Raw genomic sequence first — 24,712 nt, 5'->3', positions numbered from 1 at the left:
AAACCGGATTGCCGCTCACCGGGCCCTGAAGCGCTCCGGGGCGTTCGTGGGATTGCCGCCCGTGGGGAGCTTCTGGTCCGGGCAGGTGGCGAGCACCTTCTTCATCGCGGCCTGCTCGGCGGCGGTGACCCACAGGCCGTACTTCTTCTTCACCGCCACCTGGGCGGCGACGTAGACGCAGCGGTAGCCCTTTTCGGGCGGCAGCCAGGTGGCCGTGTCGCCGTCGCCCTTGCCGCGGTTGGTGCTCGCGTCGACCGCGAGGAGGTTGAGCGGGTCGTTGGCCAGGGCTATGCGCTTGCCGGGCTCCCAGTACTTGGCGCCCTTCTGCCAGGCGTCCGAGAGGGCGACGAGGTGGTCGATGTCGACCTGGCTGCGGCCGCGCCGGTAGGTGATGTCCTTGCCGGAGTAGGGGTCGGGCTTCAGCAGGCCGTAGGAGACCTTGCAGTCCCCGTCGGTGAACTTCACCTGTTCCAGGTCGCGTTTGAGGATGTCGTCGCGCGTGTCGCAGGAGTTGGAGTCGGTGTCGGCCCAGGCGGAGCCGAAACGCTCGCGGGAGTAGCCGGTCTTGGGGGCGCGCCCCTTGACGGTCAGCGAGTCGGCGGCGGCCAGGGCCGCTCCCCCGCGCGCCTTCTCCTCGGGACCGGAGGACCCGCCGATCCGATCGCTCTTGCAGCCGGCCACGGAGACCGCCATGACGACCGCCGCGGCGACCGCCCCGCCCCTCAGACGCGTCACGGTGCGTCCCCCTCGCTCGCCCTGTCCGCCCTGATGCGCGGGCGGATCGTGTCCGCGTCCACCGTAACGGGCGTTCGACGCACAGCAGACGGGGCTCAAAGGGGCTATTCGGCCGCAATCGGGGTGATTGCCGCGTAATTCGACGCTCCGTCATCGGCCGCCGCACCATGGCGGCGGGGCGGGAGGTTTCGCCCTCCCGCCCCGCACCGCTGGTTCCTACGACCCCAGGACCGAGGCCAGGAACTCACCGACCCAGCCCAGCAGTTCGCGGCCGATGAGCGGCTTGCCGCCGACCTTCGCGGTCTTCGGCCGCGGGACGAGGACCTGGTGCGCGGCCGGCTTGATGACCGTGCCCGGGTACAGCCGCTTGAGCCGCAGCTCCTGCGACTCGCGCAGCTCCACCGGCGCGAAGCGGATGTTGTTGCCCTGCAGCACGATCTCGCCGACGTCGCACGCCCGCGCGAGCATCCGCAACCCGGCCACCAGCAGCAGGTTCTCCACCGGCTCGGGCAGCTTGCCGTAGCGGTCGGTGAGTTCCTCGCGGACGGCCTTGACGTCCTTCTCCGAGTTGGCGGAGGCGATGGCGCGGTACGCCTGCAGGCGCAGCCGCTCGCCGGGGGCGTAGTCGTGCGGGACGTGCGCGTCGACGGGCAGCTCGATCTTGACCTCGAGCGGCGGCTCCTCCTCGATCTCGCCGGTCTCGAGCTGCCGCCGGTAGTCGGCGACGGCCTCGCCGACCATACGGATGTACAGGTCGAAGCCGACGCCCGCGATGTGCCCGGACTGCTCGCCGCCGAGGAGGTTTCCGGCGCCGCGGATCTCCAGGTCCTTCATGGCGACGTACATGCCCGCGCCCATCTCGGTGTGCTGGGCGATGGTGGCCAGGCGCTCGTGCGCGGTCTCCGTCAGCGGCTTCTCCGGCGGGTACAGGAAGTAGGCGTAGCCCCGCTCCCGCCCTCGGCCGACGCGGCCGCGAAGCTGGTGGAGCTGGGACAGGCCGAAGTTGTCGCCGCGCTCCACGATGAGGGTGTTGGCGTTGGAGATGTCGATGCCGGACTCGACGATCGTGGTCGACACCAGCACGTCGAACTTCTTCTCCCAGAAGTCGACGACCACCTGTTCCAGCGCGGACTCCGACATCTGGCCGTGGGCCGTGGCGATCCGCGCCTCGGGGACGATCTCGCGCAGGCGCGCCGCCGCCCGGTCGATGGACTCGACCCGGTTGTGGATGTAGAAGACCTGGCCCTCGCGCAGCAGTTCACGGCGGACGGCGGCGCCGATCTGCTTCTCCTCGTACGGTCCGACGAAGGTGAGGACGGGGTGCCGCTCCTCGGGCGGGGTGGTGATGGTGGACATCTCCCGGATGCCGGTGACCGCCATCTCCAGGGTGCGCGGGATCGGGGTGGCGGACATGGTCAGGACGTCGACGTTGGCGCGGAGCTTCTTCAGCTGCTCCTTGTGCTCGACGCCGAAGCGCTGCTCCTCGTCCACGATGACCAGGCCGAGGTCCTTGAACTTGGTCTCGGAGGAGAACAGGCGGTGGGTGCCGATGACGAGGTCCACCGAGCCTTCCTTCAGGCCCTCCAGGACGGCCTTGGCCTCGGTGTCGGACTGGAAGCGGGAGAGGGCCTTCACGCTCACCGGGAACTGCGCGTACCGCTCGGAGAACGTCCCGAAGTGCTGCTGCACCAGCAGGGTGGTGGGGACGAGCACGGCGACCTGCTTGCCGTCCTGTACGGCCTTGAAGGCGGCCCGCACCGCGATCTCGGTCTTGCCGTAGCCGACGTCGCCGCAGATCAGGCGGTCCATGGGGACCGACTTCTCCATGTCCTCCTTGACCTCGGCGATGGTGGTGAGCTGGTCGGGGGTCTCCGCGTAGGGGAAGGCGTCCTCCAGCTCGCGCTGCCACGGCGAGTCGGCGCCGAAGGCGTGGCCGGGGGCGGCCATGCGGGCGCTGTAGAGCTTGATCAGGTCGGCGGCGATCTCCTTGACGGCCTTCTTCGCGCGCGCCTTGGTCTTGGTCCAGTCGGCGCCGCCGAGGCGGTGCAGGGTGGGGGCCTCGCCGCCGACGTACTTGGTGATCTGCTCGAGCTGGTCGGTGGGGATGTAGAGGCGGTCGCCGGGCTGGCCGCGCTTGGCGGGGGCGTACTCCACGACCAGGTACTCGCGGGTGGCGCCCTGCACGGTGCGCTGCACCATCTCGATGTAGCGGCCGACGCCGTGCTGCTCGTGGACGATGTAGTCGCCCGTCTCCAGGGTGAGCGGGTCGATGGTCTTGCGGCGGCGGGCCGGCATCCGGGCGCCGTCGCGACCGGAGGCCTTCTGGCCGGAGAGGTCGGTCTCGGTGAGGACGGCCAGCTTCAGCGCCGGGTCCACGAAGCCGTAGTCGATGCAGCCGCAGGAGACGTGCACCACGGAGGGGCTCAGCTCGCCGAGGTCGGCGTCCAGGCGGGCGGCGATGCCCTCCCCGCCGAGCACCTCGACGGTGCGGGCGGCCGGGCCGTGGCCCTCGGTGACGAAGACGGTGCGCCAGCCGTCGGCGAGCCAGCCCTTGGTGTCGGCGAGGGCCCGGGCGGTGTCGCCGCGGTAGGTCTCGGTGGCGTGCATGCCGAGCTTGAGGGTGTCCGCGTCGAGTTGCTCATCGGCCGCGAACGGCGACACCGACCACCACATCATGTTCAGCTCGCGCGCGCGGTCGCGGACGTCGGCGATGGACCACAGGGAGGCCGCGCCGACGTCGATGGGCGCCTCTCCGCCGCCCGCCGTGGCGGCCCAGGATGCCTGCAGGAACTCCTGGGAGGTGGCGACGAGGTCGGCGGCGCGGGTGCGGACCCGCTCCGGGTCGCAGACCACGGCCATCGCGCCGCCGGGGAGCACGTCGAGCAGCAGCTCCATGTCGTCGACCAGGACGGGGGCGAGGGACTCCATGCCCTCGACCGCGATGCCCTCGGCGATCTTGTTCAGCAGTTCGCCCAGCTCCGGGTGCTCCTCGGCGAGGGTACGCGCGCGCGTGCGCACGTCCTCGGTGAGCAGCAGCTCGCGGCAGGGCGGGGCCCACAGACCGTGCTCGGCGACCTCGAGGGAGCGCTGGTCGGCGACCTTGAAGTAGCGGATCTCCTCGACGTCGTCGCCCCAGAACTCGACGCGCAGGGGGTGTTCCTCGGTGGGCGGGAACACGTCCAGGATGCCGCCGCGCACGGCGAACTCGCCACGCTTCTCCACCAGCTCCACGCGCGCGTAGGCGGCGGCCGCGAGAGCTTCGACGACCTCGTTCAGGTCGGCGCTCCGGCCCGTTCTCAGGGACACCGGCTCCAGGTCGCCGAGGCCTTTGACCTGCGGCTGGAGCACGGAGCGCACGGGGGCGACGACGACGGAGACCGGGCCGGTCTCGGGGTCGTCGGTGCTGGGGTGGGCGAGGCGGCGCAGTACGGCGAGGCGGCGGCCGACGGTGTCGCTGCGCGGGCTGAGCCGCTCGTGGGGCAGCGTCTCCCAGGAGGGGTACTCCGCCACCGTCTGCGGGGGCAGCAGGGTGCGCAGGGCGGCCGCCAGGTCCTCGGCCTCCCGTCCGGTGGCGGTGACCGCCAGCACCGGCCGGCCGGCCTCGCGGGCCAGGGCGGCGACCGCGAAGGGGCGCGCCGCAGGGGGGCCGACCAGGTCGACGTGCATGCGGTTGCCGTCCGCCGCCGCCTCGATCGCTTCGGCGAGGGCGGGGTCCTTGACTACGGCGTCGAGCAGACCGTGCAGGCTCATGGAGAGGCTTTCCGTCCGGGTATGGGCAACGCGAACCACCCGACACGCGGGGCGGGCCGGGGGTTCCCAGGGTACGTCGCCCGGGCTCCTGTCACCCGGTGGAGTGAACCCGCTGACCCGGTGGAGGGAGGCGGCGCTACCGTGGAAACAGGGCTAGCCCAGCACCTAGTCCACTTAGTCATCACCAGGGACAGCTGGATCCAGAAGTACGACGTGGCGACGCTCCCCGCATGACAACGCCCGGCGCCGAGAAGTCCCCCGTGACTTCTCGGCGCCGGGCCCCCCGGGCCCCCGTGTCCCCCGTACGGGGTGGCTACTCGGTCGCGATCGCGTTCAGTACGTTCATCCGGCCCGCCCGGAACGCCGGGATCAGGGCGGCGAACAGGCCCACGAAGGCCGAGGCGACGAAGACCGTGATGATCGTCGGCCAGGGGATCTCCAGGACCTTCAGGCCCTCCAGCGCCAGCAGCTTCTGGGCGGTCGCGCCCCAGCCCATGCCCAGGCCGAGGCCGAGCAGGGCGCCGAAGACCGCGATCACCACGGACTCCAGACGGATCATGCGGCGCAGTTGCCGGCGGGAGAGGCCGATGGCCCGCATCAGGCCGATCTCCCGGGTCCGCTCGACCACCGACAGGGCCAGGGTGTTCACCACACCGAGGACGGCGACGATGATCGCGAGCGCCAGCAGGCCGTAGATCATGTTGAGCAGCTGGCCGATCTGGTCCTTCAGCGCCTGCTTGTAGTCGGTCTGGTCGCGGACCGTCAGGCTCGGGTCCTTGTGCAGGGCCGACTTCAGCGCCTTGTAGGCCGCGTCCTGCTGCCCGTCCTTGGCGGTGGCGAACACCAGCATGTCCAGCGGCATCCGGTCGGCGGGCACGTACTTCGCGACCGTCGAAATGGACGCGTACATGGCGCCCTTGTCGACCACGGCCTCGTCGCTGGTGATCGCGCGGACCCTCAGCCTGGCCGTCGAACCGTCCTTGAAGTCGACGGAGACCGTGGAACCGAGCTTGATGCCGTGCTTCTTGGCGAACCCCTCGAAGACGGACATCGAGTCGGGCTTGTAGGCGTCGGCGAGCGTGCCGACGACCGTCTTGGTGCGCAGGTCCTGCGCGTAGGTCGGGTCGGCCGCGTTGATCGTCTCCTTCTTGGAGACCTTGCCGTCCGGGGTGGTCAGCGTCGCGTCCAGGAGCTTGTACTCGGTGACCCGTTCCAGGCCCGGCGTGTTCTTCACGGCGCGAACGGACTGCGGGTTGACGAGCCCGCCCTGGTTGTCGTTCTGGATGATGAAGTCCGTGCCGACGGTCTTGTCGAGCTGGTCCGTGGCCGAGGCCACCATGGAGGAGCCGACGACCGACAGACAGGCCACCAGGGCCAGGCCGATCATCAGGGCGGCGCCGGTGGCACCGGTGCGGCGCGGATTGCGCAGCGCGTTGCGCTCGGCCATCCGGCCGACCGGGCCGAAGATCCGCAGCATGACCGCGCCAAGAACCCGGACCAGACCGCCGGCCAGCAGCGGGCCGATGACGACGAAGCCGATCAGGGTGAGCACCACGCCGAGGCCCAGCAAGCCGGAGCCGCCCTTGGCCTCGTCGGCGGAGGCGGCCGCGTAGAGGCTCGCGGCGCCCGCGCCGGTCAGGACCAGGCCGATGACGGCCCGCACGATCCCGGCCCTGGCGTCGGCCGGGGCGCTCGCGTCGCGCAGCGCCGCCATCGGGGAGACCTTGCCGGCGCGCCGGGCGGGCAGGTAGGCGGACAGGACGGTGACGACCACACCGAGCAGCAGGCCGAGAGCGGGGGTGGTCCAGGCGACGGTCAGGTCGTCGGTGGACAGGTGCATGCCCATCTGACCCATCAGCTTCATCAGGCCGACCGCGATGCCGACGCCGGCGCCGACACCGAGCACGGACCCGATCACGCCGAGCAGCAGCGCCTCGATCAGCACGGACCGGTTGACCTGGCCGCGCGAGGAGCCGATGGCCCGCATCAGGCCGATCTCGCGGGTGCGCTGGGCGACCAGCATCGAGAAGGTGTTGATGATCAGAAAGATGCCGACGAGGAAGGCGATCCCGGCGAAGCCGAGCATCGCGTACTTCATGACGTTCAGGAAGCTCTGGACGCTCTTCTGGTTGGCGTCGGCGACCTCCTTGGCGGTCTGCACCCGGTAGCCGTGGCCGAGCGCGGCGGTGACGTTCCGCTTCAGCCGAGCGTCGCTGACGCCCTTGTCGGCGGTGACGTTGACGTTGGTGTACACGCCGGTCCGGCCGACCAGGGTCTGCTGGGCGGTCTTCGTGTCCAGGTAGAAGATGGCCGCGCCGGGATTGGTGACGGTGAAGGTGGCGATGCCGGACACGCGCGCGTGGTGGGTGCCGACGGCGGTGATGATGCCGATCTCGTCGCCGAGCTTCAGGTGGTGCTTGTCGACGGTGTCCGCGTCGACCATGACCTGGCCGGGGCCCTTGGGCGCCGTACCGGACGTGATCTTCATGGTGCGGGCGTCGTTGCCGTTCCAGCTTCCGACGATGGTCGGGGCACCGCTGGTCGGGGAGAGCTTGTCCAGGTCGTGGTCGACGACGGTGACCGAGGTGGAGAACACCGTCCCCTCGGCCTTCGCGACGCCCTGGGCCCCGCGCACCTCGCCGACCACGGAGGCCGGCATCACCGGAGGCTTGCCGGTACCCGAGGTGGTCTCGCCCGTGTCGGACGAGCCCTTGGCGCTGACCTGCACGTCCGACGAGGTCGCCTGGAACAGGTTGTCGAACGTCGTGTTCATCGTGTCCGTGAACACCAGCGTCCCGGAGACGAAGGCCACCGACAGCAGCACCGCGATCGCCGACAGCGCCATCCGGCCCTTGTGGGCGAAGAAGTTGCGCATCGAGGTCTTCAGCACCGTCATGACGTGCGCCCCCGGGCGTCGAAGTCCTTCATGCGGTCCAGGACCTGCTCGGCCGTCGGCTGGTGCATCTCGTCGACGATCCGGCCGTCGGCGAGGTAGAGCACGCGGTCGGCGTAGGAGGCGGCGACGGGGTCGTGGGTGACCATCACGATGGTCTGCCCGAGTTCGGTCACGGAGCGGCGCAGGAAGCCCAGCACCTCGGCGCCCGCCCGCGAGTCGAGGTTTCCGGTCGGCTCGTCGCCGAAGATGATCTCCGGGCGGGCGGCGAGCGCGCGGGCCACGGCGACGCGCTGCTGCTGGCCGCCGGAGAGCTGGGTGGGCCGGTGCTTGAGCCGGTCGGCCAGCCCGACGGTCTCCACGACCCGGTCCAGCCAGGCCCGGTCCGGCTTGCGGCCGGCGATGTCCATGGGGAGCGTGATGTTCTCGAGCGCGTTCAGCGTGGGCAGCAGGTTGAACGCCTGGAAGATGAACCCGATGCGGTCCCGGCGCAGCTTCGTGAGCTTCTTGTCCTTCAGGCCGGTGATCTCGGTCTCGTCCAGGTAGATCTGACCGCTCGTCACCGTGTCCAGGCCGGCGAGGCAGTGCATGAGGGTGGACTTGCCGGACCCCGAGGGGCCCATGATCGCGGTGAACCGGCCGCGGGCGATGTCCACGTCGACGTGGTCCAGTGCGACGACGCGGGTCTCCCCGGACCCGTACGCCTTGACGACCTGCCTGGCCCGCGCGGCAACGGCCGTAGGCCCTCCAGTGCCCCCGTGCCTGGGAATGGTCACAGCCGATGTCACGGTACGTCTCCTATGTCGGTCGACAGGTCGGTGGGGGCGCCCCGGTGTTCCGGTGCGCCGCTTCCGGGTACGCCGCTGAGTCTGGCGTGCGGCGGGCGTGCCGCGCGCTGGTGCGAAGCCCCCTGTTGTGCGGGGGAAAACCCCACCCCCGCCGGTTCGGTCAGCCACCCCCCGGCGGCGTAAAGCCAGGTTAAGGACGACAGGGGGCCTTCCTCGTCCTCCGGCGGGACGAACCCTCCCCGACCCGCAGTACGGAGATACCCCTAGGGGTCGTCCACCGTCGGGTGGAGACCCCCTCGGGGTCCGCTCCACCCTCCGGCCCCGAAAGGCTCCACCCTCCCGTCGCGTCAGCCGCAAGTCACAGGCCTCCGGGGCGGCTTCACACCGGCGGGGGTGAGGGTGCCCCATCGCGGACGCCCTGGTTAACGGGGGTAACAACACGGGCGGGACACGGTTCGGTGCAGTAAGCGCATACCGACCGGCCAGTTCGGTGAAAAGCCCACGCGGCCGTGAACCCGCGAGTAGCGTGCGTGACTCCGTTTCCCCAACCCCTACCTCCCTGCGGTCCGCCGCCACGGACCCGAGCCACGCAAGGAGCCCCGGGATGTCCTACGACCCGCCGCACTCCCCGCCGTACCCGACCTACCCCTGGCAGCCGGTACCCCCCGAACCGCCCCGCCCGCACCGCGGCCTCAGCCGCGAACCCCTCGGGCACCACAGCGACCTGCGCGTGCTGCGCGGCGCCTACCGCTGGCAGCGGCGCACCGCGACCCTCACCGCGCTCGGCTACTTCACGCTGTTCCTCGTGCTGTCCGCGTACGCCCCGGACGTCATGACGCGGGACCTCGCCGACGGCATCCCGGCCGGCCTGCTGCTCGCCCTGCTCCAACTCCCGGTCACCTGGCTGGCGATCGCCCTGTACGAGCACACCGCGCGCCGCCATGTCGACCCGCTCGCCGACCGCATCCGCAAGGAGGCCGAACTGGACGCGCGGCGGGGAGCGATCCGGTGACCGCCCGCGCCCTCCCGCCGGACGTATCCGGCTTCAGCGGCTCCGGCCAGGCCATGTCGCTGGTCGCCTTCTCCGCCGTGGCCACCCTCACCCTGCTGCTGTGCGTGATGACCGGCCCGGACGGCGACGACCTCGACGAGTTCTACACCGGCTACGGCACCCTGTCCCCGCTGCGCAACGGCCTGGCCATCGCCGGGGACTACATCTCCGCGGCCACCGTCCTCGGCACCGGCGGAGTGATCGCCCTGTGCGGCTACGACGGTGTCGTACTCGCCCTCAGCACAGCCCTGTCGCTGCTGCTGCTGATGTTCCTGCTGGCCGAACCGCTGCGCAACGCGGGCCGGTTCACCATGGGCGACGCGCTGGCCCGCCGGATGCCGCGCCGCGCCGTGCGGATCACGGCCTGCGTGGTGACGATCGCCTCGCTGCTGCCGCTGATGCTGGTGCAGCTCGCCGGCACCGGACAGCTCATCGCGTTCATCCTGGGCTTCTCCAACGAGACGCTGAAGACCGGCTGCGTCGTGGGGCTCGGTGCGCTGATGATCGCCTACGCGGCGATCGGCGGCATGAAGGGCACCGCGCTCATCCAGATCCTGAAGATCGTGATGCTGGTCGGCTCCGGCGCCGTCGTCGCCGTACTGATCCTGCACCGCTTCGACTGGGACCCGGGCGCCCTGTTCCACGCCGCGGCGCGGCAGAGCGGCGCCGGTCCGGCCTTCCTGCACTCCGGGCTGCAGTTCGCCGGGCACTCGAACGCCCGCCTGGACATGATCACCTCCGAGCTGACCATCGTCCTCGGCGGCGCCTGCCTGCCCCACATCACCATGCGCATGTACACCGCCTCCAGCGCCCGCCAGGTGCGCCGCTCGCTGTCCTGGGCGGTGTCGCTCGTGGCACTGTTCGTGCTGGTCATCACGGTGGTCGGGTTCGGCGCCACGGCCCTGGTCGGCCGCTCGGTGATCGCGGCGGCCGACAAGCAGGGCAACACCGCCTATCTGCTGGGCTCGCGGGCGGCGTTCGGCGTGGACGTGTCCACGACCGAGAGCTTCCTGTTCACCCTGGTCACGACAGCGCTCTTCCTGACCCTGCTCGCCTCGGTCGCCGGGATGATCCTCGCCTGCGCCAACTCCCTCGCCCACGACGTGTTCGCCGCCCGGGTGCAGGAGATGCCGGCCCGCCGGGAGATGGCCCTGGCCCGCCTCTCCGCGCTCGCCATCGGAGTGCCCACGATCCTGCTGGCCACCCTGGTGCAGCACCACAGCCTGCAGCCGCTGGTGACGCTCTCCTTCTGCCTCGGCGCCTCCGCGCTCGCGCCCGCCCTCGTCTACAGCCTCTTCTGGCGCCGCTACACCCGCACCGGACTCATGGGCACCCTGCTCGGCGGCTCGCTGGCCGTGCTGCTGCTCATGCCGGGCACCAACCTCGTCTCCGGCTCGCCCGTCTCGGCCTTTCCCGACGCCGACTTCAACTGGTTCCCGTTCACCACGACCGGCATCGTCTCCATCCCGGCCGGCTTCTTCTTCGGCTGGCTGGGCACGGTCGTCTCCGGCCACCGCAAGGCGGAGGAACAGCGGCGCCAGTACGAGGCGGTGGAGGGCTGGATCCTGGCGGGCGCGGTCCGCAGGGGCGGCTGAGCCGACGCGGCGCGGCGCACCGCCGCCGCGTCAGGGGGTGTCCTCCGGCTCACGTGGTCCCGACCCGGACGACACCCCCTGCTCCTGCTCCACCCTGCCCGTCAGGGTGATGAGGCTGTTGCGCACGGAGTCCATGTGCGTCTGGACCTCGTCCCACATCTCGCTGTGCTCGCGCAGCACCCGCTCGGTCTCCTGGGCGATGCGCTTCTCCTCCGTGTGCGCCTCGTCGACGATCTCGACGGCACGCACCCGCGCCTGCTCCTCGCAGCGGCGCGCGGCCTCCTCGGCCTCGCCGAGCGCCCGCTCCGCCTCGGCGACCCGGGCCTCCGCGCCGGCGATCCGCTCGGCCTGGCAGGCCTCCAGCGCGACCAGCCGCTCGGCCTCCTCGCGCTCCACCGCCGCCAGCCGCTCCGCCTGCTTCCCGGCCTGCTCGGCGGTGAGTCCGTCGATGCGCTCGCGTACCTCACGCAGTGCGGCGAGCGCCTCCCCGCGCCGTTCCTTCACCCCGCGCCGCGCGCCGATCCGCAGCTCGTCGGCCTCCGCGCGCGCCGCGAGGACGAGCCGGCGGGCGTGCTCCACGGCCTCGGCGCGCACCACGTCCGCCGCCTCCCGCGCCGCCTGGTGCACGTCCAGGGCGTGCGCCTCGGCCTCGGCGATCTCCTCCTGCGCCGCCCGCCGCGCACCCTCGCGAACCTCCGCCGCCTCCCGCAGCGCCAACTGGTACAGATGCGCCGCCCGTTCCCCCAGCGACTCGTACGTCTGCGGCACCAGTTCCTCGACCGTCTCGCGCAGCCGCGCCGCCTCCGCCTCCATGTCCTTGGCGAGCACGGTCAGCCGCGCGGCGCGCTCCCACGCGGCGTCCCGGTCCTGCGACAGCGCCTCCAGATACGTGTCGACCTGATCGGGGCGGTAGCCGCGCCCCCGGACGGTCTCGCAGCCGTACGGCGTCGTCGATGCGCTGCTCACCCTGGGAGCCCCTCTCCGCCGGACATACACGACATAATGATTTCGCGCATATCTTCCTAGACAGGACGTAAGTGTGCGTAACACGACACTCCGCAGAGATGTCACGGTCGAAATCTCACGCGACACCGCGCGCGAGAACACTCATGCCCTCCACGCACACGCGTGAAGGGCATGAGAGGAGCGGACCTCAGCGGGCGCGGGCTACAGCAGCCCGTCCCACATCTGCTCCAGCAGCACCGACCACCAGCTCTCCGGGGAACCCAGCGCCGCCGGGTCCAGAGCGGCCAACTGCGCCTGGAAGTCCACCGTCCAGCGGCCCGCCTGCTCCTGGTTCAGCCCGTGCCGAAGCCGCCACATCCGCCCCAGCAGCGCCAGGCACCGCGCGAACTCCGGCAGACCCGTGTTCACGAACTGCGGCGGCACCGGAGCACCACCCGGCCCGGCCTCCACCGGAACGGCCACGATGTTCGCCGTCCCGTACTGCACGCAGATCGCCCGGCCGAAGTCCGTACCCATCACCAGGTACGACCCCGCGTCCGGAGCCGGCTGCACCCCGCGCTCCGCCGCCAGCTCCGCCAGCGTCGGCACCGGGCGGCCCGGCTGGGCCTGCGCCCAGAAGAACGGACCCAGGTCGACCGGAAGCCCGGCCACCACCAGTGTGTGCGCCACGACCGGCGGCACACCCTGCCGCGACACCGCCTGCTGCTCGAACCGGAAGACCCCCGGCCCGAACACCGCCGCCAGCTCCTGCCCGATCCCCTCCGGCGGGACCGGCGGCGCCGGCTGCACCGGCGGCAGCGGCGCCCGTACCGGCGCCGGCCGGGCCGGGCCGTCGGCGACCTGGTGCAGCTCACCCTGGTGCGCCAGCAACTGGTGCATGCCCTGCTGCCGGCTCGCGTGGTCCGTGCCGTACGGCGCGATGCTCGTGATCCGCGCCTGCGGCCACTGCTCCCGGATCATCCGCGCGCAGTACGCCCCCGGCAGCTCGCACGACTCCAGCTCCGTGTGCAGCTCCAGCACCTGGTCCGGCGGCACGTTCATCGACCGCAGCTCATGGAAGATCTGCCACTCCGGATGCGGCGTACCCGGCGCCGAACGCCGGATCAACTGCTGCTCCGAACCGTCCTGCGCGCGGTAGCGCAGCACCGCCTGATACCCCGGACCCACCGTCGGCTGACCCTGCTGCGGATAGCCGTACGCCGGAGGCTGCCCCGGCAGCGGACCACCCGGCGGCGGCATCGCACCCGGCCCTGGCGGCATCGGCTGCGGGGCACCCATCGGCCCCGGAACACCCGGCGGCATCGGCTGCGGGGCACCCATCGGCCCCGGAACACCCGGGGCACCCGGCGGCATGCCTGGCGGGCCGGCCGCGGGCGGCGGCGGAGGCGCTCCCGGGCCGCCCACGGGCGGCGCCGCCAGCATGGTCTCCGCATGGTGCACCGCACCACGCCCAGCGCCAGGAGCGCCCGGGGCAGCGGGCGCGCCGGGAACACCAGGGGCGCCCGGAGGCTGGGGGGCACCGGGGGCAGGAGGCATCGGCATGCCCGGGGTGGCCAGCACCGTGGCCGCGTGCGGGGCGTCGCCCGGCGGCGTACCCCCGGGAACACCCGGTGCACCGGGCGGCTGCGGAGCGCCCGGAGCACCGGGGCCCTCCGGTCCGAGCGCCGACACGAGCTGCGTCGGCACATACCCGCCCGCGGGCGCGCCCGGAGCACCCGGCGCGGGCGGCGCGGGCGTGCTCCCCGGACGCGCGCCCGGCATACCCGGAGCACCCGGCGGCGGAGGCGGCGTGCCCAGCCCGGCGCGCGGCTTGCGCGGCGGCGGCGCCGCCTTGCTCGTCGCCGCGTCCGCGATGTCCCCGGCGTTCGGCGGGAGCGGCCGCTCCGGACCGGCCGGCGGCTGCGGCGCGTCCGGCACCGCGCCCGGCGCCTGTGGATAGCCGTACGTCGGCACACCCGGAGGCGGCGGAGGCATGGCGCCCGGCCCGGGGACCGGCGGGGGCGTACCCGGCGCCGGCTGCTGCGGATGGCCGTACGACGACATGCCCGGAGGCGGCGGAGGCGTAGCGCCCGGCCCGGGGACCGGCGGGGGCGTACCCGGCGCCGGCTGCTGCGGATGGCCGTACGACGACATGCCCGGAGGCGGCGGAGGCATGGCGCCCGGCCCGGCCCCCGGTGCGGCGGGGACAGCGGGCGGCGGAGTACCGGGCGCACCCGGTGGAACGTTCCGCGCTCCCTGCTGGTCCGGGGCGCCCAGCGCCGGCGCGACCGCCGTCGGCGGCAGCGCACTGCCCCCGGACATCAGCGCCGTCTTGGCATCCGACGCGGCGGCCGGCGGCCGCGGCACATCGCCGCCCGGGTCGCTCAGCGGCGGCGCGAACACGGTCGCCGGCAACGGCACCGAACGATCCTCGCCGGAGTCCGCGTTGGTGTCCGTACCCGCCCACGGCGTGGCACCCGCGGGCGCCTTCGGCGCACTCGGCACGCCGGGCGCACTCGGCGCGACGGGCCCACCGACAGGCGCACTCGGCGCACCAGGCACACCCGCGCCCGGCGTGGCACCCGCCCCGGCAGCCGGCCACGACGCACCGCTCCCGGAACCACCCGCCGCGCCCGCACCGGCCGGCGTCCCCGGAACCGCGTCCGAGGGCTCCGCCGCCGGCACCCCGGCCTGCGTCTCGGCAAGGGCCCCGCCGACCGCACCCGAACCGGCGGCGACAGCACCGGAATCCGCGGCGGCAGCCGCGGTCCCGGACGACTCCCCCGACCGGCGATCCGGAATACCCAGCTTGTCCGCCGCCTCCTGCAACCACTCCGGCGGACTCAGCAGGAACGACGTCTGATTCAGATCCACCCGGGCCGGAGCCTGCGCCGGCACCGCGTCCCGCACCTCGTCGACCCGCCCGTACTCCTCCTCGTACCGGCGGATCACCTCGCCCACCGGCAGCGCCGGCCACAACGTCGCCTCACCGCTGTCCCGGGCGATGACGAGACGCTGCCCGCCCGCGTCCGAACGCGGCCCCTCCGCACGGTCCTCGCCCCACACCACGAAGCCCAGCTCGAACTCCCGCACCCGCACCTCACGATGCTGGTACGCGGGCACGTCCCCGTTGATCCACTCCTCGGCGCGCTCCTGCGCCTGCGCAAAGGTCACCATCGCTCGCAGCTCACTCCCCCACCGGCACGGAAGACACCGGAACGGCACGCGCGAAACCGCCGTCCACCATCAGACTCGCCACCGTCTCCAACTCCGGCGGATTGCCCGCCAACCGCGACAGGAACGCGTCGAAGTCGTCACCGCACGGCAGCAGCAACCGCTCCACCCGCTCCGCGGGCGACCACGACGAGTCCACGTCCCGCGCGTCGTCGTACGCGCAGAACCACACCGAACCGACCCGCTCACCGCGCACCTTCACCGTGAGCAGACCACCCTGCACGAAACCGACGCCCAGGTAGTCCTTCGTCAGGTGGTCGCGCAGACACTTGTTGACGTACACCAGGTCATTGACCGCGGCCTCGTCCCGCACCGTGAAGAACGGCTGGTCCAGCAACAGCCCCAGCTCGGCGTCCAGCGCCGCGCCCATCGGCGCACAGCCACCCGCCGCCTTCAAGAACGACCGGTACGCACCCGGAAGGCGATACCCCAGCTCCTCCTCGACGCCCTGCACCTGCGACTCCGTCACCGCCACACCCGACTTCGGCAGCCCGAAGTGCGCCGGACGTGTCTCCTGCAACGGCCGCGTACCGCGCTTGCCGTGATCCACCCGGATCGTCGCCACGCCGCCGTGATGCCGCAGCAGCGCCTTCACGTCGACCGGAACCAACTCAAGCCGCCGCGAACCGACCACGTGATGCCACGTCCAGCCGTGCGGGGTCGCCACATCCGGCACCGTGTCCCACAACTCGTGCCCCGTCGCCGCCAACGCAGCGTTCGCCGACACGTAATCCGTCAGCCGAAGCTCGTCGACCCCGAAACCCTCCGGCGGATCGGCGATCTCCGCCGCCGCGCGCGCGTACGCCGAGAAATCCGGGTAACCATGCTCATCGACCCGTACCCCTCTCGGGTGACGTGCCGCCCGAACCGGATCCGGGAAGTGCACGACCTGCCCGGCATAAGCCGCGTTCGGCGGCGCGGCTTGTCCCCCGGCCTGGCGGCTGGGCGGTGCCCCCAGCCCGAGCCGACCTGTCGTCATGGCAGTTGCCCCCTGCGGCGTTCTCTCTGGCCTGAACGGCGGTGTCGATCGCGGATGCCGACAGCCTAAGCGGTACGCGCACACCGGTCACCGGCCCGCCGCCCCACCCCGCCACATCCCGCCCCCACTTCCGTGACCAGGCGTCACCCCAACGTGACGGCACCACCCGACCCGGGCGTGTCGCGCCGCCCCAGCTTCCGCAGCAGCCATGGCATTTGGCACTCTGTGTCCTTCGGGGCACTCCCGGGGAGGGAAACGCACATGAACGCGATGCAGACCGGAGGTACCGATGTGCGGGCCGGCGACCCGCGCATCGGCTGGAGCGGCACTCCCACACCCCCCGCCCCCACCCTCCTCCACCGCCGCGACGGCATCCTCCCCACCATCGCCGCCGCCCTCTCCGTCCGCGGCACCACCCTCACCGGCACCGCCGCCCGCAGCGACCAGCCCCCGGCCCTGCACCCCCTCGTACAGGACTTCCTCGACACCCTCACCAGCGCACAGCGCGACCGCTTCACCGGCCGTTGCGCCGAGACCATCCTCATCTCCCGGCACATCACCGCCGCCGACGCCGCCCGCAGCAAACGCGCCGCCCGCAAGCCCATGACCAACGGCGAAGCCCGCAAAGTCCTCAAACAGGCCAAGCTCACCACCCGCCGTATACGCGAGGACGGCGACCCCCTCCACGGGAGCTTCGCCACCCCCTGCCGCGCCTGCACCGCCCTGAGCGCCCACTTCGGCGTCCGCGTCGTCGACCCCACCGCCGGCGACTGAACCCCCCGAACCCCGCACGGAGAGAACCACGAGAACGCCCCGCACCACCCGCACAGCACGCACGACGATCGAAGGGCAGATGCACCCCGACCGCACCTCCACCACCCGCTTCCCCGTCCCCGTCGACGCCGCCCTCCGCGCCGCCGGCTGGCAACCCGGGCGCTGGGACATAAGGCAAGCGGAGTTCTGGGCCGACACCCTGCGCGAGCACACCTCACCCGCCGGGCACCAGCACACCGTCTTCCCCGCGGCCGTCGAAGCCTGGGCCGAGTTCGGCGGACTGCGCATCGCCCCCACCGGCCCCGGCCGCCGGGTCGCCCCCGCGACCCTGCACCTCGACCCCCTGCACGGCCTCCACCTCGCCCGCACCCTCGGCGACCTCGGCCGCGCCCTCGGCACCGAGGTCAGCCCCCTCGGCGAGGAGACCGACACCTCCGCCCTCCTCGCCATCGACGCCGAAGGCCGCGTCTACGCCCTCGACCACACCGGCGACTGGTACCTCGGCCCCGACATCGACCAGGCCCTGTCGGCCCTCGTCGCCGGCGCCGAACCCGCCCGCCTCACCACCGCCTGACACCGCCCGACACCCGGGCCGCCCGACGACGGCCGCGCCACTCACGCCGCAGCGGCCGCGCCCCTCACACCGCCGGAATCACCGCCGACACCCGGAAACCCCCCACATCCGTCGGCCCCGACACGAACACCCCGCCCAGCGCCAGCACCCGCTCCCGCATCCCCACCAGACCGTTGCCACCCGACGGCAACCCCGCCGCCGACGCGGACCCCGCCTCCGGCGGCGGCCCGTTCTCCACCTGCATCGCGATCTCCCCGCCCCGATGCGCGAGCCGCACATACGTCTTCGCGCCCCCCGCGTGCTTGTGCACGTTCGTCAGCGCCTCCTGCACCACCCGGTACGCCGTCTGCTCCACCTCCGCCGCATACGACCGCACCTCCCCCTCCACCGACAGATCGACCACCATCCCCGCCGCGGCCGACTGCCCCACCAGCTCCTCCAGCTCCGACAGACACGGCCCCTCCTCCTCGGCCGCCCCCGAAGCCGCCCGCGCCACGGCCACCCCCACCGCCGCCAACGGCACCGCCGCCGCCCGCCGCCCCGCGCCCTCCCCGGCCCGCAGCACCCCGAGCATCTCCCGCAGCTCCGTCAGCGCCTGCCGCCCCATGTCCCCCACCAACGCGGCGTTCCTCACCGCCTTCTCCGGGTCCTTCCGCGCCACCACCTGCAACGCCGCGGCGTGCACCACCATCAGACTCACCCGGTGCGCGACCACGTCGTGCATCTCCCGGGCGATCCGCGTCCGCTCCTCGTTACGCGCCCACTCGGCCCGCTCCTCCGCCCGCTCCGCGAGCAACTGAAGCTCCCGCTCCAGCGAGTCCGCCCGCTCCCGCAGGCTCTCCATCAACCGGCGCCGCGCACCCACGTACAGACCGAGCAGCACCGGCGGAGCCGTCAGCCCCAGCGACGTCGTGATCGAGGCGAACGGCACGAACCAGTCGCCCAGCGTCAGATCGCCCCGCGCCATGTCCTGCCGCACCCGCACGAACGTCACGATCATCGTGCCCACCAGCGACATCCCCGCCAGCGCCACGATGATCCGCCGCGGCAGCTCGCACGCCGCCAGCGTGTACAGCCCGATGATGCCCATCAGGAAGCCCATCTGGGCCGGCGTGATCGCGATCGCGACCAGCACGACGGCGATCGGCCATTTCCTGCGCACCAGCAGCACCGAGCCGGCGATCAACCCGAACACGATCCCCACCGACACCGGGACACCCGCGTCCCGGGCGAACGGGATCCCCTCCGCACCGCACTCCACGGCCGACACCAGCGCGAGACTCCCGTCGAGCACCGCACTGCGCCACCTGGCCCACCACCACGGGCCGGTCAGGGCCCTGGTGTCCGCTTCCCCCGTCGTGGTCATGCCTCCAGCCTACGGGCGGCGGTGGTGCCATTTCCGGTGACTTTCACCTACCGCCGCACACCACACCCCGTAATCGAATGACACCTGAACCCGCCGGAATCCCTCGAACAGCTGAACCCCACCCGTTCGACCCCGGAGGCGATCATTCCGCCCGAACGGTATGCGTATGACACATTCACCCGGCAAGGCCACCAGGTACGACGACTTCGAAACGTTGCGGAAGCGAGCGGTCGCGTCACGGCGAAAGTGGAGAGCCTCCGGCGGATCCGGGGAGCCGGGAGTGCCCACCCGCGCAACCGGATTGACGGCCGGCGGAGCGGATCGGTGGCCCTTACGCAGGCACGTCTCGGGTATGGTCTGAGACGCTGTCCCCCGTGGTGTAACTGGCAGCACACTGGTTTTTGGTACCAGCAGGACAAGGTTCGAATCCTTGCGGGGGAGCCACAGCACACAAGATCCAGGTTCGGGTCCTGACCGGTGACAGCACCGTCAGGGCCCGCACTCATATCCGCCACAACCCACCCCGGTATCCTGCGGCTGTCACCCCCACCCATCCAGAGCCGAAGGGCAACCCCGTGAGCGCCATTCGCCCGGCAGCCGTCGTCGTTCTCGCAGCGGGTGAGGGCACCCGTATGAAGTCGGCCACACCGAAGGTCCTGCACCAGATCTGCGGCCGCTCCCTCGTGGGCCATGTGCTGGCCGCCGCCCGTGAGTTGGATCCGGCGAACCTGGTCGTCGTCGTGGGGCACGCCCGTGAGCAGGTCACCGCGCACCTGGGCGAGATCGACCCCGGCGTCCGCACGGCCGTGCAGGAGCGGCAGAACGGCACCGGGCACGCGGTGCGGATGGGCCTCGAGGAGCTGGGCGGGCCGGTCGACGGGACCGTGGTCGTGGTGTGCGGGGACACTCCGCTGCTGACCGCGGACACGTTGCGGCGGCTCGCGGAGACTCACGCCGCCGACGGCAACGCCGTGACGGTCCTGACCGCGGAGGTTCCGGACGCCACCGGTTACGGCCGGATCGTGCGCGACGAGGCGTCGGGTGCCGTGACGGCGATCGTGGAGCACAAGGACGCCTCGGAAGCGCAGCGGTCGATCCGGGAGATCAACAGCGGGGTGTTCGCGTTCGACGGGCGGCTGCTGGCGGACGCGCTGAAGAAGGTGCGGACGGACAACAGTCAGGGCGAGGAGTACCTGACGGACGTGCTCGGGATCCTGCGCGAGGCGGGGCACCGGGTCGGTGCGTCGGTGGCCGGTGATCACCGGGAGATCGCGGGGATCAACAACCGGGTGCAGCTCGCGGAGGCCCGTCGCATCCTGAACGACCGTCTGCTGACGCGGGCGATGCTGGACGGTGTGACGGTCGTGGATCCGGCGTCGACGTGGGTGGACGTGACGGTGACGTTCGAGCGGGACTCGGTGGTGTATCCGAACACGCTGCTGTCGGGTGCGACGCTGATCGGTGAGGGTGCCGAGGTGGGTCCGAACAGCCGGCTGAACGACACCCGGGTGGGCGCGGGGGCGCGGGTGGACAACACGGTGTCGGACGGTGCGCGGATCGGTGCGGGGGCGTCCGTCGGGCCGTACGCGTATCTGCGGCCCGGTACGCGTCTTGGGGCGAAGGCCAAGATCGGTACGTATGTGGAGACGAAGAACTCGTCGATCGGTGAGGGGACGAAGGTTCCGCATCTGTCGTACGTCGGTGACGCGACGATCGGCGACTTTTCGAACATCGGTGCGGCGAGTGTGTTCGTGAACTACGACGGGGAGAGCAAGCACCACACGACCGTCGGGTCGCACTGCAAGACGGGGTCGGACAACATGTTTGTGGCTCCTGTCACGGTCGGGGACGGTGCTTACACCGCTGCGGGGTCCGTGATCACGAAGGATGTGCCGCCCGGTTCGCTGGCCGTGGCCCGTGGTCAGCAGCGGAATATCGAGGGTTGGGTGGCTCGGAAGCGTCCCGGGAGCGCGGCCGCGAAGGCGGCCGAGGCGGCGTCCCGGCAGGGCCCTGACGAGGACTGACGGGAAACGAGTGCGTCGAAGACGGCGTACCGTGATAAGTGGACAACCGCACCCCTACCAGCTGATTCGGCTTTTCGCGCCCAGCCGAGTGGTGGCTTGAGCAGCCGGCTGGCTTTGAGAGACCTCTGAGGAGACTGTGCTGTGACCGGGATCAAGACGACCGGCGAGAAGAAGATGATGTTCTTCTCCGGCCGCGCCCACCCCGAGCTTGCCGAGGAGGTCGCCCAGCAGCTGGGTATCGGGGTTGTCCCGACGAAGGCCTTCGACTTCGCCAACGGCGAGATCTATGTGCGTTACCAGGAGTCGGCGCGTGGCGCCGACTGCTTCCTGATCCAGAGCCACACGGCGCCGATCAACAAGTGGATCATGGAGCAGCTCATCATGATCGACGCGTTGAAGCGCGCGTCGGCCCGTTCCATCACGGTGATCGTGCCGTTCTACGGTTACGCGCGGCAGGACAAGAAGCACCGGGGCCGTGAACCGATCTCGGCGCGTCTGATCGCGGATCTGATGAAGACCGCGGGTGCGGACCGGATTCTGACCGTGGATCTGCACACGGACCAGATCCAGGGCTTCTTCGACGGTCCGGTGGACCACCTGTTCGCGCTGCCGCTGCTGGCGGACTACGTGGGCGGCAAGGTGGACCGGGAGAAGCTGACGGTGGTGTCGCCGGACGCGGGCCGGGTGCGGGTGGCGGACCGTTGGTGCGACCGGCTGGGCGCGCCTCTCGCCATCGTGCACAAGCGGCGGGACAAGGACGTGGCCAACCAGGTCACGGTGCACGAGGTCGTCGGTGATGTGAAGGGCCGCATCTGCGTCCTGGTGGACGACATGATCGACACCGGTGGCACGATCTGTGCCGCGGCGGACGCGCTGTTCGCGCACGGTGCGGAGGACGTCATCGTGACGGCGACGCACGGTGTGCTCTCCGGTCCCGCGGCGGACCGGCTGAAGAACTCGCGGGTGAGTGAGTTCGTGTTCACCAACACGCTGCCGACGCCGGGTGAGCTGGCGGGGGATCTGGACAAGATCAAGGTTCTGTCGATCGCTCCGACGATCGCGAGTGCGGTGCGTGAGGTCTTCGAGGACGGGTCGGTGACCAGCCTCTTCGACGAGCAGTGAGGTTTCTGCAGTCCGCCGCGGCGGGCTAGCTGAAGATCCTTTTGGATGCGGCCTCCCCTGCCGAGTAGACTGCCGCAGTTGCTCGGCGAGGGAGGCCGTTCCCGTTTTCACGGGGTACGGCGATCCGTTATCGACGCGCTCTTCGTAGCAGGCCGTTCGTGGCCGGGTGACCACGTCAGTCTCTGTTTCGAGGAGTGATCAACATGTCCGAGGTGAAGCTCACCGCCGCGACGCGCACCGAGTTCGGCAAGGGTGCCGCCCGTCGTGTCCGTCGTGACAACAAGGTTCCGGCTGTTCTGTACGGCCACGGTTCCGAGCCGCTGCACCTGACCCTGCCGGGCCACGAGCTGCTGCTGGCGCTGCGTACGCCGAACGTCCTGATCTCGCTGGACATCGACGGCAAGACCAACGAGCTGGCGATCCCGAAGGCCGTGCAGCGCGACCCGATCAAGGGCTTCCTGGAGCACGTCGACCTGCAGCTGGTCAAGCGCGGCGAGAAGGTCACGGTCGAGATCTTCGTCCACACCGAGGGCGAGCTGGCGCCGGGCGGCAACTTGCTGGAGCACGTGCTGAACGCGCTGCCCGTCGAGACCGAGGCCACGCACATCCCCGAGTCGGTCACCGTCTCCGTCGAGGGCCTGGAGGCCGGCGCCTCCATCCTCGCCAAGGACGTCCCGCTCCCGGCCGGCACCACGCTGGCCGTCGAGGAGGACACGGTCGTCCTGCAGGTCCTGGCCGCGCAGGCCGAGGAGGCCGCGGAGGGCGAGGAGACCGCGGGCACCGAAGAGGTCGCCGAGGCCTGATCCTCGTAGTCGTCGTTTCGTCAGCCGCTGTTCCCCGAGGGGGACGGCGGCTGGCGCGTATCAAGGAGACATGGACGTGAGCACTCCCGCAGGTGCCCCCTGGCTGATCGTGGGGCTCGGTAATCCCGGGCCGGAGTACGCCATGCACCGGCACAACGCCGGTTTCATGGTGGTGGACCTGCTCGCCGGGCGGATCGGGGGGAAGTTCAAGCGGGCGGGCAAGGCGCAGGCGCAGGTGCTGGAGGGGCGGATCGGTCCGGTGGGGCCGGCCGGCCGCCGGGTGGTCCTGGCGAAGCCGATGTCGTTCATGAATCTGTCGGGTGGTCCGGTGAACGCGCTCAGGGACTTCTACAAGGTGCCGTTGGCGAACGTCGTGGCGGTGCACGACGAGCTGGACATCGACTACGGGGTGCTGCGGCTGAAGCTGGGCGGCGGGGACAACGGGCACAACGGTCTGAAGTCGATGACGAAGGCGATGAGCGCGGACTACCACCGGGTGCGGTTCGGGATCGGCCGGCCGCCGGGGCGGATGCAGGTGGCGGATTTCGTGCTGAAGGACTTCTCGTCGTCGGAGCGCAAGGAGCTGGACTACTTCGTGGACCGGGCGGCGGATTCGGTGGAGTGCCTGGTGACGGAGGGGCTCGAGCGGGCGCAGAGCGCGTACAACTCCTGACTTGTCCGGTCTTGGCTCCGACCGGAGTTGACCGGCAGTAGGGGGATGGCCAATGATCCCCGCCATGCCCGCCTCAGCCACCACTGCCCGCCAGGCCTCCGTGACCGCGTTGCGGTTCGGGCGGGTCGCGGCGATGGGTGCCATCGCCGCGCTGATCCTGTTCGCCGGGGTGTGGGGTTCCTGGGGGACCGCGCAGCACGTGATGCTGACCAAGGGGCGTGAGCGGGGCACGATCCGGGTGGCGGACTGCGCGGGGGATGCCTGCTCCGGTCCTTTCACGCCGGCCGCCGCGGGGGGCAGGGCACGCGCGCGCGTGGAGATCGCGCGGACGGTCGCGGTGCGCAAGGGGCTGACGTACGACGTGGTGGTGAAGCCGGGGTCGGCCGACGTGGTGCGGTCGGGTCCCGCGGGTGTGCTGTACGCGTGGGTGCCGTTCGGCGGGGCGCTGCTGCTGGCGTCGGTCGTGGTGGCGGGCGGGATGCGGCTGACCCGGGTGGCGTGGGCGCTGGCGGGGACGGGTGCGGCGCTGCTGACGGCGGCGTTCGTGATGCTGTGACGGGGTTGGGGCGTTCTTCACGTATGTAGGGGGCCTGTGTGTTGTCCGTTCGTGATTGACCGGGCGCCCGGCCGGGCCGGAAGCTGAACCGCCCCCTCCACATCTTCCCGTCCCTGTCGCGTAGATGGATTGCCCTATGCCCACCCTCACTCGCGTCGGCGCACTGACCGCCGTCGCCTCGGCGGCGCTGCTCGCCGTCCCCACCGCCGCGCACGCCACCGCTCCCGGCGACAACGGCACCGTCAAGATCCACGATGCCCGGACCGGCGAGGAGTTGCGCCGCAACGAGCCGCACGTATGCACGTTCTACCTGGACGCCTTCGGTTTCGACGGCGTGCAGCGGGTCGACTGGCACATCGAGGCCTGGGCGCCGACGGCGTCCGTGAAGGGCGGGACGGTGAAGTCCGGTGCGCTCACGCTGGACGCCGGCGGTCATGGCCGTACGGAGGATCTGTCGCTGCCGGACGGTCACTACAAGCTGTTCTGGAACTTCGAGGGCGAGAAGGGGGCGGCGAAGCACAAGGTGTTCTGGACGGACTGCGCGGGCTCCGAGGGGGGCGCGGGCGTGCCGTCCGGTTCGGCGTCGCCGTCCGCTTCGGTGCCGGGTTCCTCGTCCGCCGCGTCGCCGTCGTCCTCGTCCGGCTCGGTGCCGGGTGCGCCGGCGTCCGGCTCGCCGTCTCCGGCGGTGTCCTCGTCGCCGTCCGCTCAGGGTGCCGGTGGCGACCTGGCGGAGACGGGCAACGGTGCTCCGGTGGGCCTGCTGTCGGCGGGTGCGGCGGCGCTGGTCGGCGCGGGTGGCTATCTGGTGGCCCGGCGCCGGCTGGTGCGGCGCGGCTGAGGCCGGCTGATA

18 protein-coding genes and 1 tRNA gene are annotated in these 24,712 nt (G+C 71.5%); 11 read left to right on the top strand and 8 right to left on the bottom strand.

Annotated features, from left to right (window positions below; translation table 11 throughout):
• Positions 1 to 15 precede the first annotated feature (15 nt).
• The 4 genes from ACFVVO_RS14325 to ACFVVO_RS14310 form a co-directional block, all read right to left on the bottom strand.
• On the bottom strand, positions 16 to 735 hold the full coding sequence (locus ACFVVO_RS14325) for an HNH endonuclease family protein (RefSeq protein WP_390054750.1): 720 nt from the start codon (positions 733 to 735) through the stop codon (positions 16 to 18).
• A 216-nt stretch (positions 736 to 951) separates the two neighbouring features.
• Complete coding sequence (gene mfd, locus ACFVVO_RS14320) at positions 952 to 4,485, bottom strand: transcription-repair coupling factor (RefSeq protein ID WP_390054748.1); 3,534 nt, start codon at positions 4,483 to 4,485, stop codon at positions 952 to 954.
• Between the two features lie 313 nt (positions 4,486 to 4,798).
• Positions 4,799 to 7,381 carry an ABC transporter permease gene (locus ACFVVO_RS14315; protein WP_390054746.1) on the bottom strand — a complete coding sequence of 861 codons (2,583 nt, stop codon included), beginning with the start codon at positions 7,379 to 7,381 and terminating at the stop codon, positions 4,799 to 4,801.
• Entirely contained in the window at positions 7,378 to 8,166 is a 789-nt protein-coding gene (locus tag ACFVVO_RS14310) for an ABC transporter ATP-binding protein (protein ID WP_390054745.1), read from the bottom strand. Before ACFVVO_RS14310 ends, ACFVVO_RS14315 begins: the two co-directional genes overlap by 4 nt.
• A gap of 604 nt (positions 8,167 to 8,770) precedes the next feature.
• Here ACFVVO_RS14310 and ACFVVO_RS14305 point away from each other — a divergent pair.
• Together ACFVVO_RS14305 and ACFVVO_RS14300 are read left to right on the top strand one after the other, a co-directional pair.
• The gene (locus ACFVVO_RS14305; RefSeq protein WP_390054743.1) at positions 8,771 to 9,178 is read left to right on the top strand and encodes a DUF485 domain-containing protein; all 408 of its coding nucleotides are present in this window, start codon (positions 8,771 to 8,773) and stop codon (positions 9,176 to 9,178) included.
• Between the two features lie 53 nt (positions 9,179 to 9,231).
• Complete coding sequence (locus ACFVVO_RS14300; RefSeq protein ID WP_390054908.1) at positions 9,232 to 10,812, top strand: cation acetate symporter; 1,581 nt, start codon at positions 9,232 to 9,234, stop codon at positions 10,810 to 10,812.
• A gap of 30 nt (positions 10,813 to 10,842) precedes the next feature.
• Here ACFVVO_RS14300 and ACFVVO_RS14295 read toward each other — a convergent pair whose 3' ends face one another.
• The 3 genes from ACFVVO_RS14295 to ACFVVO_RS14285 form a co-directional block, all read right to left on the bottom strand.
• Positions 10,843 to 11,778, bottom strand: a complete 936-nt coding sequence (locus tag ACFVVO_RS14295) for a cellulose-binding protein (protein WP_390054741.1) — start codon at positions 11,776 to 11,778, stop codon at positions 10,843 to 10,845.
• 201 nt (positions 11,779 to 11,979) lie between these two features.
• Positions 11,980 to 14,934: an SUKH-4 family immunity protein gene (locus ACFVVO_RS14290; protein ID WP_390054739.1), complete on the bottom strand. Its 2,955-nt coding sequence runs from the start codon at positions 14,932 to 14,934 to the stop codon at positions 11,980 to 11,982.
• A 10-nt stretch (positions 14,935 to 14,944) separates the two neighbouring features.
• The gene (locus ACFVVO_RS14285; protein ID WP_390054906.1) at positions 14,945 to 15,970 is read right to left on the bottom strand and encodes an SMI1/KNR4 family protein; all 1,026 of its coding nucleotides are present in this window, start codon (positions 15,968 to 15,970) and stop codon (positions 14,945 to 14,947) included.
• A gap of 261 nt (positions 15,971 to 16,231) precedes the next feature.
• Here ACFVVO_RS14285 and ACFVVO_RS14280 point away from each other — a divergent pair, with 261 nt between their 5' ends.
• The gene (locus tag ACFVVO_RS14280; protein ID WP_390054737.1) at positions 16,232 to 16,744 is read left to right on the top strand and encodes a YwqJ-related putative deaminase; all 513 of its coding nucleotides are present in this window, start codon (positions 16,232 to 16,234) and stop codon (positions 16,742 to 16,744) included.
• A 79-nt stretch (positions 16,745 to 16,823) separates the two neighbouring features.
• Positions 16,824 to 17,318 (top strand): SUKH-3 domain-containing protein, encoded by a 495-nt coding sequence (locus ACFVVO_RS14275; protein ID WP_390054735.1) that lies wholly within the window; start codon positions 16,824 to 16,826, stop codon positions 17,316 to 17,318.
• A gap of 64 nt (positions 17,319 to 17,382) precedes the next feature.
• On the opposite strand, the gene ACFVVO_RS14270 is transcribed toward ACFVVO_RS14275, so the two are convergent.
• On the bottom strand, positions 17,383 to 18,684 hold the full coding sequence (locus ACFVVO_RS14270) for a sensor histidine kinase (protein WP_390054733.1): 1,302 nt from the start codon (positions 18,682 to 18,684) through the stop codon (positions 17,383 to 17,385).
• Positions 18,685 to 19,052: 368 nt separating this feature from the next.
• Between ACFVVO_RS14270 and ACFVVO_RS14265 the strand changes: the two genes are divergently transcribed.
• The 7 genes from ACFVVO_RS14265 (at position 19,053) to ACFVVO_RS14235 (ending at position 24,700) form a co-directional block, all read left to right on the top strand.
• Positions 19,053 to 19,128, top strand: a tRNA-Gln gene (locus ACFVVO_RS14265).
• A gap of 131 nt (positions 19,129 to 19,259) precedes the next feature.
• Positions 19,260 to 20,708 carry a bifunctional UDP-N-acetylglucosamine diphosphorylase/glucosamine-1-phosphate N-acetyltransferase GlmU gene (glmU, locus tag ACFVVO_RS14260; RefSeq protein WP_390054732.1) on the top strand — a complete coding sequence of 483 codons (1,449 nt, stop codon included), beginning with the start codon at positions 19,260 to 19,262 and terminating at the stop codon, positions 20,706 to 20,708.
• 141 nt (positions 20,709 to 20,849) lie between these two features.
• Positions 20,850 to 21,830 (top strand): ribose-phosphate diphosphokinase, encoded by a 981-nt coding sequence (locus ACFVVO_RS14255; protein ID WP_390054730.1) that lies wholly within the window; start codon positions 20,850 to 20,852, stop codon positions 21,828 to 21,830.
• A 203-nt stretch (positions 21,831 to 22,033) separates the two neighbouring features.
• Positions 22,034 to 22,633 (top strand): 50S ribosomal protein L25/general stress protein Ctc, encoded by a 600-nt coding sequence (locus tag ACFVVO_RS14250; RefSeq protein WP_390054728.1) that lies wholly within the window; start codon positions 22,034 to 22,036, stop codon positions 22,631 to 22,633.
• A gap of 70 nt (positions 22,634 to 22,703) precedes the next feature.
• Positions 22,704 to 23,306 (top strand): aminoacyl-tRNA hydrolase, encoded by a 603-nt coding sequence (pth, locus tag ACFVVO_RS14245; RefSeq protein ID WP_390054726.1) that lies wholly within the window; start codon positions 22,704 to 22,706, stop codon positions 23,304 to 23,306.
• 52 nt (positions 23,307 to 23,358) lie between these two features.
• Positions 23,359 to 23,862 carry a hypothetical protein gene (locus ACFVVO_RS14240; RefSeq protein ID WP_390054724.1) on the top strand — a complete coding sequence of 168 codons (504 nt, stop codon included), beginning with the start codon at positions 23,359 to 23,361 and terminating at the stop codon, positions 23,860 to 23,862.
• Between the two features lie 136 nt (positions 23,863 to 23,998).
• Positions 23,999 to 24,700: a hypothetical protein gene (locus ACFVVO_RS14235; protein ID WP_390054722.1), complete on the top strand. Its 702-nt coding sequence runs from the start codon at positions 23,999 to 24,001 to the stop codon at positions 24,698 to 24,700.
• Positions 24,701 to 24,712 lie beyond the last annotated feature (12 nt).

This window comes from Streptomyces sp. NPDC058145, assembly GCF_042884245.1.
GTDB lineage: Bacteria > Actinomycetota > Actinomycetes > Streptomycetales > Streptomycetaceae > Streptomyces.
This window is presented reverse-complemented; position numbering and strand designations above follow the sequence as displayed.